This is a genomic window from Pseudomonas sp. LB3P58, from assembly GCF_054897895.1.
Map to the genome: position 1 here is coordinate 723,763 of NZ_JBUBVE010000001.1, position 14,049 is coordinate 737,811.

The following is a 14,049-nucleotide window of genomic DNA, read 5'->3' on the forward strand; positions in this document are numbered from 1 at the left end:
TTGCCTTATTTGCCAGGTGTAAGAGTCAACCGCGTCTTCCCATACACCTTGTCAAAGTTCTGCGGCTGCATCGGCAGACTCATGTATTGCCCTTTCAGCCACGGATCAATGCTGTCGAGGTAGTTCGGACTCGCCGGATTACCGGATTGCCCCGTACCGTTCTGCCCCATCAGCGGTTCGGCCTGGCCGAAGTCGACGATTAAGCGCATCGCCGGCGCCAGGGCGGTGTTGAAATCCTGACCCCAGGCGAATGCGGCAGTATTCAGTGTGGTGTGGTCGCCGCCGGCTGCAAGCGGACCGCGCACCGTCTGGCCACTGGCGTTTTTCCATTCGTAGCGGTGCAGTTTGCCCCACTGCCAGGCTTTGTGATCGCCGCCCAACTGACTGTCGCCCGCGCTGATCGCCGCTGCCAGGCTGCGGGCGAGGATCGCCGGTTTATCTTCTTTCTGCGGTGTGCGAGCGTCATCCCAGAACGGACTGTCCTCACGACCCAGCAGGTGATCGGCCTGGGCCGCGTAGGACAACTTGCCGTTGGCGATAAAGGCTTTCCACGTCGGGCTGCTTTCCGGGCCCAGTTCATCGATGAAAATCTGTTGGGTGCTTTGCTGGAGGAACAGCTCGTAAATCGCTGCATCAGCGGAGGTCGGGCTGAGTTTTCCGTCGAAGGCCATCAGGCGGGTATACGCCTCGCGAGCCTTGCCGCGATCCGCTTCAGGCAACGCTTCAATGGCCTGCTTGAGCGGTCGAGACATGCCCGGCGCTTCAAACATCTTCTTCAGCTTGGCAGCGAAAGTGGTGGTCTGGTCGTATTGCATGGCGATCAGGCTGCGCGTGTCGTGTTTGCCCACGCCCGCCAGTTCGGCCAGGCGTTCTCCACGTTCCGGTGCCGACCATGAATTGGACAGCTGCATGCCGTAGCCATGGGGAATGACGCGCTGGTTGGCAGTGCCGAGCCAGCCTTGGGCCGGATCCTGGTCATAGGGATGGAGCATCGGGTCGGCGTAACCGTCCCAATCGTAACGACCTTCCCAGCCCGGCGACGGCAGCAAGCCTTCGCCTTCGCGACGGTTCGGGTAGCGACCGGTGACTTGCCAACCAATGTTGCTGGCGTCGGCAAATACCAGGTTCAGCGCGATGGCGCGGATTTCGCGGCTGGCGTCCGAGGCTTTCTCGACGGTCTGGGCGCGGGACAGGTCGAAAAACGCGTCCAGGGTCTTGTCATCGGTGAAGTTCGGCGTCTGCAAGGCCAGGCCAAAACCGTTAGCCAGCGTCGTGCCTTGGGCACTGTTGAGCAGCGGGCCATGGCGGGTTTCGTACACGACTTCGCGAATCGGCCGCTGGCCTTTGACGAAGTAGGTTTCGTTTCGCACGATCGCCGGCTGCCATTTGCCGCCCACCTCGTAGGAAAGTCCGTTGCCCTGGCGTTTGATTTTTTCCAGGAACAGGTCCTGGTTGTCGCCCATGACGGTGGTCATGCTCCACGCCACTTTGCCGTTGAAACCGCCGAGCACCATCGGCAAACCGGCAATGGTTACGCCAGAGGCCTGGTACTTCGGCGCGCGGATCTGCACGTAACTGAACAACGACGGCACGCCCAGTGGGCCATGGCTGTCGCTGGCCAGCAGGCTTTTGCCGCTGCGGCTGCGTTGCGGGCCGATCGCCCAATTGTTCGACGAGGTGGCGCCCAGCAGATTCAGATCGGACAGTTGGCTCGTGGCTTTACTGATCTCGGCCAGGCCCGGGATTTGCCCGTTGAGCTTGATGCCCTGAAGTTTTTCAGCTTCGGCCAGCGGCAGCTTTTCATCGGGGGCGGACGGCGTCAGCCACGGGAGTTTGTCGGTGCTGACGGTCTGGGCCAGCATCAGCGAGGCAATCTCTTCCGGCAGGTTGGCCGACTGGCTGAAGTTCAGCAGGCAGAAAATCAGCGCCGAATCTTCCGGCTTCCAGTATTCAGGTTTGTAGCCCGTGGCCGCGAGGTCTGCCGGCAGCTTGTCGCGGTAACGGAACAGGTAGGCGTTGACGCCGCGGGCATAGACTTCGAAGAAGCGTTTGAGGCGCGGCGAAGACGCCTTGTACAGCTCGCCTGCGCTTTTCTTCAGATTGACGGCGCGCATGTAGCGGTCAGCGTCGAGCAGGTCCGAACCGGACATCTCCGACAAACGGCCCTGAGCCAACAGGCGCAGGGTGACCATTTGCGTGATGCGGTCGGTGGCGTGGACGTAACCCAGGGTGAACAGCGCGTCGTGGAAGGTGTTGCTTTCGATCAACGGCATGCCCATGGCATTGCGGCGTACCGAAACGTTTTGCGCCAGGCCCTTGAGCGGCTGCACGCCGGTGGTCGGTGGGAGGGTGTCCTGGGTGTTCCAGGTCTGACAACCGGTCAGGCTCAAAACACCGGCCACTGCAGCGGCAACGCCGAACCGGGGAAGAAAATGTGTAAGGGCTGGCGAGGCCATGGCAAAGCTCCTGCGGGGGTAGAGGCGCAATAAAGGCGCTACGTTAGTGAGCAGGAGGTGCCCGCGCAAGCGGGGTATCAGGTTATTTCAGGATTTAGGCGGATTGACCTTGGCCACCAGGGCATACGCCTTCACCGTCGCCGGACGGCTCTGGATGTGGTTAAACCAGCGCAGCACGTTGGGGAAGTCTTCCAGGTTCTGGCTCTGCCACTTGTGGGAAACGATCCACGGGTAGATCGCCATGTCAGCAATGCTGTATTCGCTGCCGGCGACGAAGTCTTTGTCGGCCAGCTGCTTGTCGAGGACCCCGTAGAGGCGGGCGGTCTCGTCGATGTAGCGCTTGATCGCATAGGGGATTTTCTCCGGTGCGAACTGGCTGAAGTGATGATTCTGCCCGGCCATCGGCCCCAGGCCACCCATCTGCCAGAACAACCATTGCAGCGCTTGTTGGCGACCGCGCAGGTCTTTGGGCAGGAACTTGCCGGTTTTCTCCGCCAGGTACAACAGAATCGCCCCGGACTCGAACAGTGCCAACGGCTCACCGCCATCGGCCGGTTCGGGATCAACGATGGCCGGAATTTTATTGTTCGGGGAAATTTTCAGGAATTCGGGTTTGAGCTGGTCGTTTTGGCTGATGTTGATCGGGTGCACGTTGTACGGCAGGCCGGCTTCTTCCAGGAATATCGAGATTTTGTGGCCGTTGGGGGTGGTCCAGTAATACAGGTCGATCATGGAGTACTCCAAATCAAAAGATGTCGTTACTTGCGGACAGCAAACGCCGGCATCAGGTCGTCCTGTTTGCGTTCGATAGCTTGCCTGTAGGAGGAGGTGATGCTGAAGTGTGGGAAATTCAATGACCCCGCATGAGAAAAAACGGCATGGAGCTCAAAACAAACGCGGCGCTGATCATCATCGATCAACAAAAAGGCATCCTGCATCCCAAACTCGGTCGCCGAAATAATCTTCAGGCCGAGCAGCGAATCCTCGATTTGCTAGGGCATTGGCGTCGAACCGGGCGACCGGTCATTCATGTACAGCACCTGTCCCGTTCACCCGACTCAGTGTTCTGGCCGCAGCAATCGGGGGTGGAATTTCAGGAGCGGTTTCAACCGCAGACCGGTGAGCAGCTTATCCAAAAGCAGGTGCCGGATGCGTTTTGTGCGACGGGGCTCGAGCGGACTTTGCGAGAGGCCGGGATCGATCAGTTGGTCATTGTCGGCGTAGCAACCAATAACTCGGTGGAATCCACGGCACGAACGGCCGGGAATCTGGGGTTTGATACGTGGGTGGCGGAGGATGCGTGCTTTACGTTCGACAAGGCTGATTATTTTGGCAACGCCCATTCAGCTGAAGACGTGCATGCGATGTCGTTGGGGAATTTGCATGGGGAATATGCGACGGTTGTCAGCACTGCGCAGATCCTGAAGTGAGGGTGACTTTGAGGGCCTCTTCGCGAGCAGGCTCGCTCCCACACTTGACCGCATCTACCTTGAGAATGCGATCTAATGTGGGAGCGGGCTTGCTCGCGAAGGCGATTCAACAGGCGAAGAAGATCTTCGCCCGAAGCATCAAGCGCCGTGGCACTTCTTGAATTTCTGGCCGTTGCCGCACGGGCAAGGGTCGTTGCGGCCGACGTCTTTCAGGGCGTTGCGCACCGGTTCCTGGTGGGCGTGGCCGCAGTTCGGGCCGTGGACATGGCCATGGTCGTGATCATGGTGGTCGTGATGGTCATGATCGTGGTTGCAGTCAGGGCCATGGACATGGGGTTGCTGGGTCATCGGTTTTGCTCCGGAATTAAATCGGCGGGGATTATCACGCCATTGCGCGCCAGGTGCACGTAGTGCGCGATGAATAAACCGGTTTCCAGTTCACCTTCCAGACGATAGGGAATGGGCTGGTCGGGTTTTTTCAGCAGTTTCACCAGATCCCGCACCTTGGGCCACAGGTTGGTGCGAATAGGCACTTTGAAGTAGGCACTGTGTTTGGGACCGACGGTGAACCAGTGTTCGTGCTCACCTTCGGTCAGCAGCATGTCGCCCAAGTGAATGCGGTACTCGATCCCCCGCACCGTCAGATCGCTGTCGTTGGGGTTGTCGACGCGAAAGTGCAGCAGGAATCGCTGCTGCATCAGTTTAGCCTGGACCACTTCGACCTTGACCAGATGCACTTGCGGTTCCGGTTCATCGTCGCCGAACCAGGACGCACAGCCGCCGAGCCCCAGAAACAGAAACAGGGTGAGGGTTTGAAAGACGCGCCGCTGACTGAGCATGGACTGACTCCCTTTGATGCCCAGTCTAGCCTCTCGGGGGGGACCTCAACTGCTGAAATAACCCGCACAACACTTCTTGAACTTCTGCCCGCTGGCGCAAGGGCACGCATCATTGCGCCCGGCTTTGAGTTGTACGGTGGGGTCGATGAAGTACCAGTGGCCGGCGTTCTGCACGAACGACGAGCGTTCGCGGTGGCTGTGTTCACCGCTGCCGTCGTGCCAGCGCGCGGTAAAGGTCACGAAGGCATGTTCCGGCTGACCGCCGAAGACCTCGGAGCTTTCCACCTCAAGGCCCAGCCAGGTGCTTTGGGCGCTCCAGTCGCTGATGGACTGTCGATCCAGGCCTGCCTGTTGTGCGGGCAGGGTGGTCGCCACCAGATAATCGATCAGCCCCAGTACGTAGGCGCTGTAGCGCGAACGCATCAAGGCTTCGGCACACGGCGCCGGATGACCGGCATGGTAATGGCCGCAGCAGGCATCCAGCAGGGTGCCGCTGCCACAGGGGCAAATGGATGTACTCATTGCGTTACCACCAATATTTCCCGAAGTTTTCCGGATTGGCCCAGAACCGTGAGTTAAGCCAGTCGGGGACTTGTTTGTAGTCAAGCAGATCATAGGTGAACAGGGTCAGCACTTGATCGTCGCGCTGGAAGCGTTCGCTGGCTTGCAGGGCCAGGGAGAAAAAATCGGTTTCCTGCCAGCCGCTGGCCGGCAAGTCCGCCAGCACCGCAATGCGACTGGCGTTGAGGTTACGCACCCCGCCAAGCAGGTTCAGGCCATCGCGTTTAGGCAAATGTTCGAGGCAATCGACCACCAGCGCCAGGTCAAACCGGCGCGCCGCCAGTTCGGCCGGCAACGGCCCAGGTGCCGCATGGGCCACAGAAGTGTCCGGGTGCGCCAGCTTGAAGGCCTCAAGCGCGGGGAACTCGCTGGCGCCAATCAGCAACAGGCGCGCGGGAGCGTAACGATCAAGCAAAGCGGCCAACGCCTGCTGGGGCGTGCGCGAAGAAATACCTGCAATCATCGAAGATCCTCAATCAGAGCTGCCAAGACTAGCCTGCTCAAAGGGCCGGGCCTAGAGCTGGTTTGTCCCAAAAGCGCCGATGTGCCGTGAACACGGGATAAAACTGCAATGGCCTATTGCTGGCGGAGATTAAAACTCGGGTCTTTACTACCTGAATCGGTTCTAAGCCGATCCCTCAGGAGAAAACTAGATGAGCATAGTTCGGACAGCATTACCCTTGGTTCTGCTAACCAGTGTGTTGACTGGTTGCGCAGGTTTGCAGAAAACCGACTGGCCGACCTGTGCGGCGGTCGGTGGTGTCGTGGGTGCAGGTCTCGGCGCGACCGAGAGCTCGGCATGGGCGGGGTATGGCGCGCTGCTCGTCGGCGGCACGGCTGCGGCCTATTGCTGGGTTCACGGTGATGGCGACGAAGACGGCGATGGCGTGCCGGATAGTCGCGACAAGTGCCCGGGAACACCTAGAGGCGTGCGGGTCGATGCCGACGGCTGCCCTCCACCGGTGCCTGCGCCAGTGGTCGAAGAAACGGCCGTGGTTAAAGAAGAAGTCATCGTCATTCGCGATGTTCACTTCCAGTTCGACAAGGCCACACTGACCCCTGCCGATAAAGAGGTACTAAACAAAATCGCCACTCGCCTGAAGCAGGAATCGAGTACCGCCCAGTTGACCGTAACCGGCCACACCGACAGCGTGGGCAGCGATACCTATAACCAGAAACTGTCGGATCGTCGTGCGCACTCGGTGGTTGAATACCTGATTTCCCAAGGCGTACCCCGCAGCGAATTCGTGTCTGTTACCGGTGCCGGTGAAAGCCAGCCGGTTGCCGATAACAAAACCGCTGACGGCCGCGCGATGAACCGTCGCACGGAAATCAAAATCAACCGCTAAACCCCTCGTACTCCGCGGCTTGTGCAGTCGCGGATGCGGGTCTTTACTCCTGTGTGACCGGCATTGGCCGGTAACACAGGAGCTTTCACCATGAGTGTTTTCACACGGACCGTCTTGCCGGTTGTGCTGCTGGGCAGCCTGTTGACCGGTTGCGCTACTCACAGCGATGGCACCGCCCCCCTCAATCAACGAACCTGGCCAATCTGCAGCGTTATCGGCGGCCTGGTCGGTGGCGGTCTGGGCGCTCTCGAAAGTGGCGGTTGGGCGGCCGGTGGGGCGGCGCTTGGTATCTTGACCGGTGGCTTGATCTGTTACGCCCAGGATGGCGACGAAGACGACGATGGTGTCTTCGATCGACGTGATCGCTGCCCTGATACGCCGGCCAATACCCCCGTCGAACATCATGGCTGCCCATTGCCGCAGTACCCGGCCAGCGTGAAACCTGAACCTGTGCAGTCGGAGGTCATCACCCTGAGCGACGCGGGCGACGTACTGTTTGCCTTCAACCAATCCGAACTGACCCCTGCCGCGCAGAGCAAGCTGGATTCGCTGATGCCCAAACTGCAAAGCGCCGATGTGGTGAGCATCAAGGTGATCGGGCATACCGACAGCGTCGGCTCGGACACCTATAACCAGGCACTCTCGGAACGTCGCGCCAGTAGCGTGGCGGCCTACCTGTTGAGCCAGGGCGTGGCGCCGGACAAGCTCACCAGCGAGGGCAAGGGCCAAAGCCAGCCGGTGGCCGATAACGAAACGGAAGAAGGACGGGCGAAAAACCGTCGGGTGGAGTTGCACATCAATCGCTGAGCCCCGTGATAGAGCCGTCGGACCACAATTGAAGTCGGCCCGGCGGCCATTCGGCGGTCTTCATGAAGAATTTTTCGTCGCCCTCTGGCTTATCCCGCGTGGAAGCCGGTACTGTGCGCGCAAAGAATAATTCTTAACGGGGGAGCGTATGAACGTGTTTTGGGGGCTGGGGAAGTTGTTGACCCTGCTGTTCTGGCTGGTGGTGCTGGTCAACCAGCTCACGCCGTTCGTCAATCCTCTGCATCTGCTGGTCGATCTGGCCGGCGGCCTGCTGGCATGCCTTCATCTTCTGGAGGCGGTGTTCTGTTTCCGCAGCCTCAGAGGTCGCGCCCACCCTTGGCTTGATCGCCTGAAGATCCTCTTTTTCGGCGTTTATCACCTGCAAACCATCCCGGCTCCGACCGCGTCTAAGGCTTCCCATGCGTAAACTCTGTCTGCTCGCTGCACTCATCAGCCCGTTGGCCTGCGCCCAGGTGGTGAGCGTCGAAACCAACTCGCTGATGCGTTTACCCAACACCGCCAGCACCTTGCAGCTGGAACGCCTGGAAGTGGCCGACTACGGCACGTTGTTGATTCCCTCGAATGTGACCGAGGTGTCCGTCGGTGAATTGCGTCTGGGTCGTGAAGCGCGAATCGCCATCGTCCCCGGCGAACAGCCGCTTGAGCTGAAGGTCAGTCGTGCGCAGTTGTCGGAAGGCAGCCAGATCACGGCTCGCGGCGCGCCGGGAACTTACCTCAAGGCAGCCCGCTCCGGGCGCAACCTGAACTTGCAGATCAAGGCACTGAGAGCGCCGCAATTGTTGGTGGACGCTCGCGGCGGCGCGGGCGCACCGGGTTTCGTCGGTCTCGATGGGGCCAATGGTCAGGCACCGGGTTGTACCTGGGGCCAGGCAGGCCGTGGTGCCGATGGCAGTGATGGCAGCGACGGTCAGCCGGGCGCGCCGGGTGCACTGGTTCGTCTGGAAGTGCCGCGCGATTACCCGGCGGAACTGATCAAGGTTCAGGTGGCCGGCGGTGACGGTGGTGTGGCCGGGCCTGGCGGTAAACCGGGCGCGGGTGGCAAGGCCAAGGGCTGCTTTGTTTACAAGGCTGATGGCGGCAAGAACGGCAGACCGGGTGTTGATGGTCAGCCGGGGCCTGCGGGTGCGGCGGGGGCGGTGACTGTTCAGCGTCTGTAAGAACCACCCCTCACCCCAACCCTCTCCCTTGGGGGAGAGGGGGAAAGGGAGTCGATCTCCATACTTTTCAAAGCCTGAGTTCGACTCGATCTTTCAGGTCGCAATATTTCCAAAGAACCCCTCGGTCAGTTCCCTCGCCCCTCGGGGAGAGGGTTAGGGTGAGGGGGGATGTTGATCTTGCTCTCAAAACATCGGCCGAGCCGCAGCAATCGCCACCAGCACCACCCCGACCATCAGATTAATCCCCACCAACTTGCGAATTTTCCCAAGCGTCGCGGCCCCGGTCGGCCAGTCCTGCGCCGCCACCGCCGTGCGCAACTCCGGAAACAACAACGCCTGAATCCGGATAAACAGCGCCGTCATCACCACGTACAACCCCATCATCACCTGCACATACCGCGGCGCCGCTTCAAAACCGCTGTACTGCAAATGAATCATGCCCACACCACTGACCGGCAACAGCACCACCGCGACCCAGACCCAGCGGAAAAAACCTTGAAACACTTCCACCCACAACTTCAACCGGGCAGGGCCCTCCAGAGCCTTCATCGCCGCGGGCCGCAAGACCATCCACGCGAAAAACATGCCGCCAACCCACACCAGGGCGGACAGGACATGCAGGGTGTAAACGATGCCAAAAGGTGTCATTGGGGTACTCCGTTCTGCGCGGGATTAATTAGCGGGGTATGATAGCGGCCGAACCGAACCACTGAAAATTTATCCAGCGTTTTTTGCGCCCGACAATCCATGATCAGCACCGAACTCAAAACCACGATCCAGGGCGCCTACTCGCGTTTTCTCGAAGCCAAGAGCCTCAAGCCGCGCTACGGCCAACGCCTGATGATCGCCGAAATTGCCAAGGTCCTCGGTGACATCGACACCGACGACGAAGGCCGGCGTAGTGGCGACCCCGCGATTGTCGCGGTGGAAGCCGGCACCGGTACCGGCAAAACCGTGGCCTACAGCCTGGCCGCCATCCCCACGGCCAAGGCTGCCGGCAAACGCCTGGTAATTGCCACGGCCACCGTGGCCCTGCAAGAGCAGATCGTCTACAAGGATTTGCCCGACCTGATGCGCAACAGCGGGCTGAATTTCAGCTTCGCCCTGGCCAAGGGGCGCGGGCGCTACATGTGCCTGTCCAAGCTCGACATGTTGCTCCAGGAAGGTCACGCGCAAACCGCCACGGCGCAGCTGTTCGAAGAAGAAGGTTTCAAGATCGAGGTCGACGAGGCCAGTCAGAAGCTGTTCACCAGCATGATCGAGAAACTCGCCGGCAATAAGTGGGACGGCGACCGCGACAGTTGGTCCACCGCACTGGAAGATGCTGACTGGGCGCGCCTGACCACCGATCACAGCCAATGCACCAATCGCCATTGCCCGAACTTCGGCCAGTGCGCCTTCTACAAGGCCCGCGAAGGCATGGGCAAGGTCGACGTGATCGTCACCAACCACGACATGGTCCTGGCCGACCTGGCGCTGGGCGGCGGTGCCGTGCTGCCGGACCCACGCGACACCATCTACGTGTTCGACGAAGGACACCACCTGCCGGACAAGGCCATCGGCCATTTCGCCCATTACACGCGTCTGCGTTCCACCGCCGACTGGCTGGAAACCACCGCCAAGAACCTCACCAAATTGTTGGCCCAGCATCCGCTGCCGGGCGACCTGGGCAAGTTGATCGAGCAGGTGCCGGAGCTGGCGCGGGAGATCAAGACCCAGCAGCAATTCATGTTCAGCGCCTGCGAGCAGGTCGCCGATTTCAAGCCCGGCGAAGACGTCGAAGGCCGCGAGCGGCCGCGTCATCGCTTCGTCGGCGGGGTGATTCCCGAGCACATGCGGGAAATGGGCGTCGAGCTGAAGAAGGGCTTTGCCCGTCTGACCGACCTGTTCACCCGGCTCACCGAACTGCTCAAGGAAGGCATGGACGGCGAGGTCAACATCGGCATCGCCAGTAACCAGGCCGAAGAGTGGTATCCGCTGTTTGGCAGCCTGTTGTCGCGTTCTTCGGGCAACTGGGAATTGTGGGTAGCGTTCACTGCTGAAGACCCGGAAGACAACCCGCCCATGGCCCGTTGGCTGACGTTGGCCGAAAGCGGCTCGCTGTTCGACATCGAGGTCAACGCCAGCCCGATCCTCGCGGCGGAAATGCTCCGTCGCAATTTGTGGAACGTGGCTTACGGCGCTCTGGTGACCTCGGCGACCCTGACCGCGCTCGGCACCTTCGACCGCTTCCGCATGCGCGCCGGCCTGCCGAAAAAAGCCGTGACCGCTGTGGTTCCGAGCCCGTTCCATCACGCCGACGCCGGTGTGCTGCGGGTGCCGGACCTGAAGGCCGATCCGCGTGATGCGCCGGCCCACACCGCGGCGATCATCCGTGATTTGCCGGCCTTGGTGGAAGGTTCGCGCGGTACGCTGGTGCTGTTCTCCTCGCGCAAACAGATGCAGGACGTGTTCGACGGTCTCGACCGCGACTGGCGCAAGCAGGTGTTCATTCAAGGCAACCTGTCGAAACAGGAAACCCTGAACAAGCACAAGGCGCGGGTCGATGGCGGCGATTCCAGTGTGTTGTTCGGCCTGGCGAGTTTCGCCGAAGGGGTCGACTTGCCCGGCGCTTACTGCGAGCACGTGGTGATCGCGAAGATTCCATTCTCGGTGCCCGATGATCCGGTCGAAGCGGCCCTGGCCGAGTGGATCGAGGCTCGGGGGGGCAATCCGTTCATGGAAATCTCCGTGCCGGATGCTTCGCTGAAACTGGTCCAGGCCTGCGGTCGCTTGCTGCGCACCGAAGAAGACCGCGGCACCATCACCTTGCTCGATCGACGTCTGGTGACCCAGCGTTATGGCAAAGCGATCCTCAATGCGTTGCCACCCTTCCGTCGAGAAATTTCCTGATACACCGGTGGGCAAATTTGCCCACCGCGTTGTCTATCTCTCTGCCATCGCTTTTCCACTGGCCCATCCGGGTCGTTAGGGAGAATTTCGTTCTCATGATTCGCCGTTCGTTGCCCGCTGTATTCGCTCTGATGTTCGCAGCCCCTTTGCTGGCGGCTCCTGCCGGCCAACAGACGCTGTTCAACTTTGTGCGCCCCGCCGATGTGGTCCAGGTGGCGACTCAGGACGCCAGCCTGCCGCAATCCAACGCCGAGCAAACGGCCGAAGGCGAAGTGCTGCGTCGGGTGACGTTCAACCCGGTGGCACAACCGACCTTGCGCCTGACCCCGCAGACTGGCGCTTGGGACTGGTCGCAGTCGGGCTTTATGAGTTTGCGGATTCAGAGTGCAATGAACTGGGCCGTGACCCTGTACGTGAAAATCCAGAGCAACGATGGCAAGACGCTGGTCAGCCGCGTCGACTTGCCGGCCGGCCCTGCGCAAACGTTATTGGTGCCGCTGCAGCCCTTTACGCCATTGAGCCTTGGCCTGAAAGCCGGCCCGCCGATGCCGATCACTTTTGAGGGGCAGCGCGTATTGCTGGCCAGCAGCGTCGGTGAGCTGGAGCGCAGCCAGGTGGTGTCGGTGACCTTGTCGATGGATCAGCCGAAAGTCGCCCAGAGCATTCTGCTGGAACGCTTTGGCGTGCAGGACGGCGATGCGGTTACCCAAGCGGCTTTTGGCGGTCTGGTAGACGCTTACGGCCAGTCGACCCGGGCCAAATGGCCAGAGAAAGTCAGCAGCGACGAGCAACTGAAAAGCGCCGCCGCCAAGGAGCAGCAGCAACTGAAAACCTGGCTGGCCGAGCGCGAGAAGTCGTCCCTGGACAAGTTCGGTGGCTGGAACAAAGGCCCGGCATTCAAGGCCAGCGGGTTTTTCCGCACTGAGAAGCGCGACGGTCGCTGGTACCTGGTGACCCCGGAAGGGCATCCGTTCTATTCGCTCGGGGTCAACACCGTCACCCCGGACGTCGACCAGACCTACGTCGCCGGCCGCGAGTGGATGTTTGAATCCCTGCCCAAACCCGACGAGCCTCTGGCCAGCCACTATGGCGAAGGCGATAACCGTGGAGGCAACGGAGTCGATCAGGGCCGTGGCTACAATACCGGCCGCTGGTACGACTTCTATGGCGCCAACTTGCAGCGTCTGTATGGTCCGCCGTGTGTGGTAACCAGCGACACCAAAGCCGGTGTCGCCGAAGCGGCGAAGACCGGCGCCGTTGAAGCGACCGCCGCGAAAGCAGCTGAGCAAACACCTGCCGAACCTTGCAAAGCGGTGGTTGATGAACAGCGCTGGACCAGCCACACCCTTGATCGCCTGCAAGCCTGGGGCTTCAACACCCTCGGCAACTGGAGCGCCCCGGCGCTGGCCAACGCTGATCGCGTTCCGTACACCTTGCCGCTGTCGATCGTCGGCGATTACGCCAGCATCAGCACCGGCACCGACTGGTGGGGCGGTATGCCCGACCCGTTTGACCCGCGTTTTGCCATGGCCACCGAACGTGCCGTGGCCATCGCCGCGCGCGACCATCGCGACGATCCATGGCTGATTGGTTACTTCGCTGATAACGAACTGGCCTGGGCCGGTCCCGGCGACGACCCGAAAGCCCGTTACGCCTTGGCCTACGGCACCTTGAAAATGACCACCGACGTGCCGGCCAAGCGCGCATTCCTCAAGCAATTGCGGGACAAGTACCGCAATCAGGCAGGCCTTTCCAAAGCCTGGGGCATTGATTTGCCGGCCTGGGAATTGATGGAAGACCCGGGCTTCGTGCCGCCGCTGCCAAGCGCCGAACACCCGGAAATTGAAGCCGACTTCAAATACTTCCAGAAGGTCTTCGCCGACACCTATTTCAAGACCCTCTCCGACTCGCTCAAGTGGCACGCGCCGAATCAGCTGTTGCTGGGTGGCCGGTTTGCTATCAGCACCCCGGAAGCGGTTGAGTCCTGCGCCCAGTATTGCGACGTGTTGAGCTTCAACATGTACACCCTGCAACCGCAGGACGGGTATGACTTCGCCAAATTGCGCAGCCTGGACAAACCGGTGCTGATCACCGAGTTCAACTTTGGCTCCGCGGATCGCGGCCCGTTCTGGGGCGGCGTGACGCAATTGGCGAAGGAAGAAGACCGTGGGGCCGCTTACGCCAATTTCCTCAAACAGGCGATGAGCGAACCGTCGATCGTCGGCGTGCACTGGTTCCAATACCTTGACCAACCGGTTACCGGTCGTCTGCTGGATGGCGAGAACGGTCACTTCGGGCTGGTGGGCATTACTGATCTACCGTTCCAGGGTTTCGTCGATAGCGTGCGCAAGAGCAATTTGCAGACCGTCGATCAGCTCGGTAAAGAGGCCGAGAAGGCCAAGGCTGAGGCGGATAAAGCCGGTCAAGAAGCCGCGGGCGGCCGAAAAGGCGACGCCGGCAAAGGCCCGGGGCAGGGCGCTGGTCATGCGGGTGGGCATTCCGGCAATGGCCACTGAGTGCTGACTGATACGTAAGAC

General features: G+C 60.8%; 14 protein-coding genes. 7 read left to right on the forward strand and 7 right to left on the reverse strand.

The window, feature by feature from the left end; all coding sequences use genetic code 11:
* Nucleotides 1–5: 5 nt before the first annotated feature.
* Nucleotides 6–2,456 (reverse strand): penicillin acylase family protein, encoded by a 2,451-nt coding sequence (locus ACYZTZ_RS03325; RefSeq protein WP_461997200.1) that lies wholly within the window; start codon nucleotides 2,454–2,456, stop codon nucleotides 6–8.
* Nucleotides 2,457–2,543: 87 nt separating this feature from the next.
* Nucleotides 2,544–3,188: a glutathione S-transferase N-terminal domain-containing protein gene (locus ACYZTZ_RS03330; protein WP_461997201.1), complete on the reverse strand. Its 645-nt coding sequence runs from the start codon at nucleotides 3,186–3,188 to the stop codon at nucleotides 2,544–2,546.
* A gap of 146 nt (nucleotides 3,189–3,334) precedes the next feature.
* Here ACYZTZ_RS03330 and ACYZTZ_RS03335 point away from each other — a divergent pair, with 146 nt between their 5' ends.
* Nucleotides 3,335–3,886 (forward strand): cysteine hydrolase family protein, encoded by a 552-nt coding sequence (locus ACYZTZ_RS03335; RefSeq protein ID WP_462000636.1) that lies wholly within the window; start codon nucleotides 3,335–3,337, stop codon nucleotides 3,884–3,886.
* 138 nt (nucleotides 3,887–4,024) lie between these two features.
* On the opposite strand, the gene ACYZTZ_RS03340 is transcribed toward ACYZTZ_RS03335, so the two are convergent.
* Genes ACYZTZ_RS03340 through ACYZTZ_RS03355 form a run of 4 tightly spaced genes read right to left on the reverse strand, consistent with a single transcriptional unit; the run spans nucleotide 4,025 to nucleotide 5,749 of the window.
* Entirely contained in the window at nucleotides 4,025–4,234 is a 210-nt protein-coding gene (locus ACYZTZ_RS03340; protein ID WP_461997202.1) for an SEC-C metal-binding domain-containing protein, read from the reverse strand.
* The gene (locus tag ACYZTZ_RS03345) at nucleotides 4,231–4,725 is read right to left on the reverse strand and encodes an LEA/WHy family protein (RefSeq protein WP_461997203.1); all 495 of its coding nucleotides are present in this window, start codon (nucleotides 4,723–4,725) and stop codon (nucleotides 4,231–4,233) included. The genes ACYZTZ_RS03340 and ACYZTZ_RS03345 overlap by 4 nt, the downstream gene beginning before the upstream one ends.
* Nucleotides 4,726–4,770: 45 nt before the next feature.
* Nucleotides 4,771–5,247: a YchJ family protein gene (locus ACYZTZ_RS03350; RefSeq protein ID WP_095128046.1), complete on the reverse strand. Its 477-nt coding sequence runs from the start codon at nucleotides 5,245–5,247 to the stop codon at nucleotides 4,771–4,773.
* Nucleotides 5,248–5,251: 4 nt separating this feature from the next.
* The gene (locus tag ACYZTZ_RS03355) at nucleotides 5,252–5,749 is read right to left on the reverse strand and encodes a DUF6231 family protein (RefSeq protein WP_056739269.1); all 498 of its coding nucleotides are present in this window, start codon (nucleotides 5,747–5,749) and stop codon (nucleotides 5,252–5,254) included.
* 190 nt (nucleotides 5,750–5,939) lie between these two features.
* Here ACYZTZ_RS03355 and ACYZTZ_RS03360 point away from each other — a divergent pair, with 190 nt between their 5' ends.
* From ACYZTZ_RS03360 to ACYZTZ_RS03375, 4 genes are all read left to right on the forward strand, one after another.
* Entirely contained in the window at nucleotides 5,940–6,635 is a 696-nt protein-coding gene (locus ACYZTZ_RS03360) for an OmpA family protein (RefSeq protein ID WP_046046244.1), read from the forward strand.
* 90 nt (nucleotides 6,636–6,725) lie between these two features.
* On the forward strand, nucleotides 6,726–7,442 hold the full coding sequence (locus ACYZTZ_RS03365; RefSeq protein WP_461997204.1) for an OmpA family protein: 717 nt from the start codon (nucleotides 6,726–6,728) through the stop codon (nucleotides 7,440–7,442).
* Between the two features lie 148 nt (nucleotides 7,443–7,590).
* Nucleotides 7,591–7,869: a DUF1145 domain-containing protein gene (locus tag ACYZTZ_RS03370; protein ID WP_461997205.1), complete on the forward strand. Its 279-nt coding sequence runs from the start codon at nucleotides 7,591–7,593 to the stop codon at nucleotides 7,867–7,869.
* The gene (locus ACYZTZ_RS03375; RefSeq protein WP_461997206.1) at nucleotides 7,862–8,620 is read left to right on the forward strand and encodes a collagen-like protein; all 759 of its coding nucleotides are present in this window, start codon (nucleotides 7,862–7,864) and stop codon (nucleotides 8,618–8,620) included. Before ACYZTZ_RS03370 ends, ACYZTZ_RS03375 begins: the two co-directional genes overlap by 8 nt.
* 183 nt (nucleotides 8,621–8,803) lie before the next feature.
* Here ACYZTZ_RS03375 and ACYZTZ_RS03380 read toward each other — a convergent pair whose 3' ends face one another.
* Nucleotides 8,804–9,268 carry a CopD family protein gene (locus tag ACYZTZ_RS03380; RefSeq protein WP_461997207.1) on the reverse strand — a complete coding sequence of 155 codons (465 nt, stop codon included), beginning with the start codon at nucleotides 9,266–9,268 and terminating at the stop codon, nucleotides 8,804–8,806.
* Nucleotides 9,269–9,367: 99 nt separating this feature from the next.
* Here ACYZTZ_RS03380 and dinG point away from each other — a divergent pair, with 99 nt between their 5' ends.
* Nucleotides 9,368–11,512, forward strand: coding sequence for an ATP-dependent DNA helicase DinG (gene dinG / locus ACYZTZ_RS03385; protein WP_008153901.1), 2,145 nt, complete (start codon nucleotides 9,368–9,370; stop codon nucleotides 11,510–11,512).
* A 95-nt stretch (nucleotides 11,513–11,607) separates the two neighbouring features.
* Entirely contained in the window at nucleotides 11,608–14,028 is a 2,421-nt protein-coding gene (locus ACYZTZ_RS03390) for a beta-galactosidase (RefSeq protein WP_461997208.1), read from the forward strand.
* The last annotated feature ends 21 nt before the right edge of the window (nucleotides 14,029–14,049 follow it).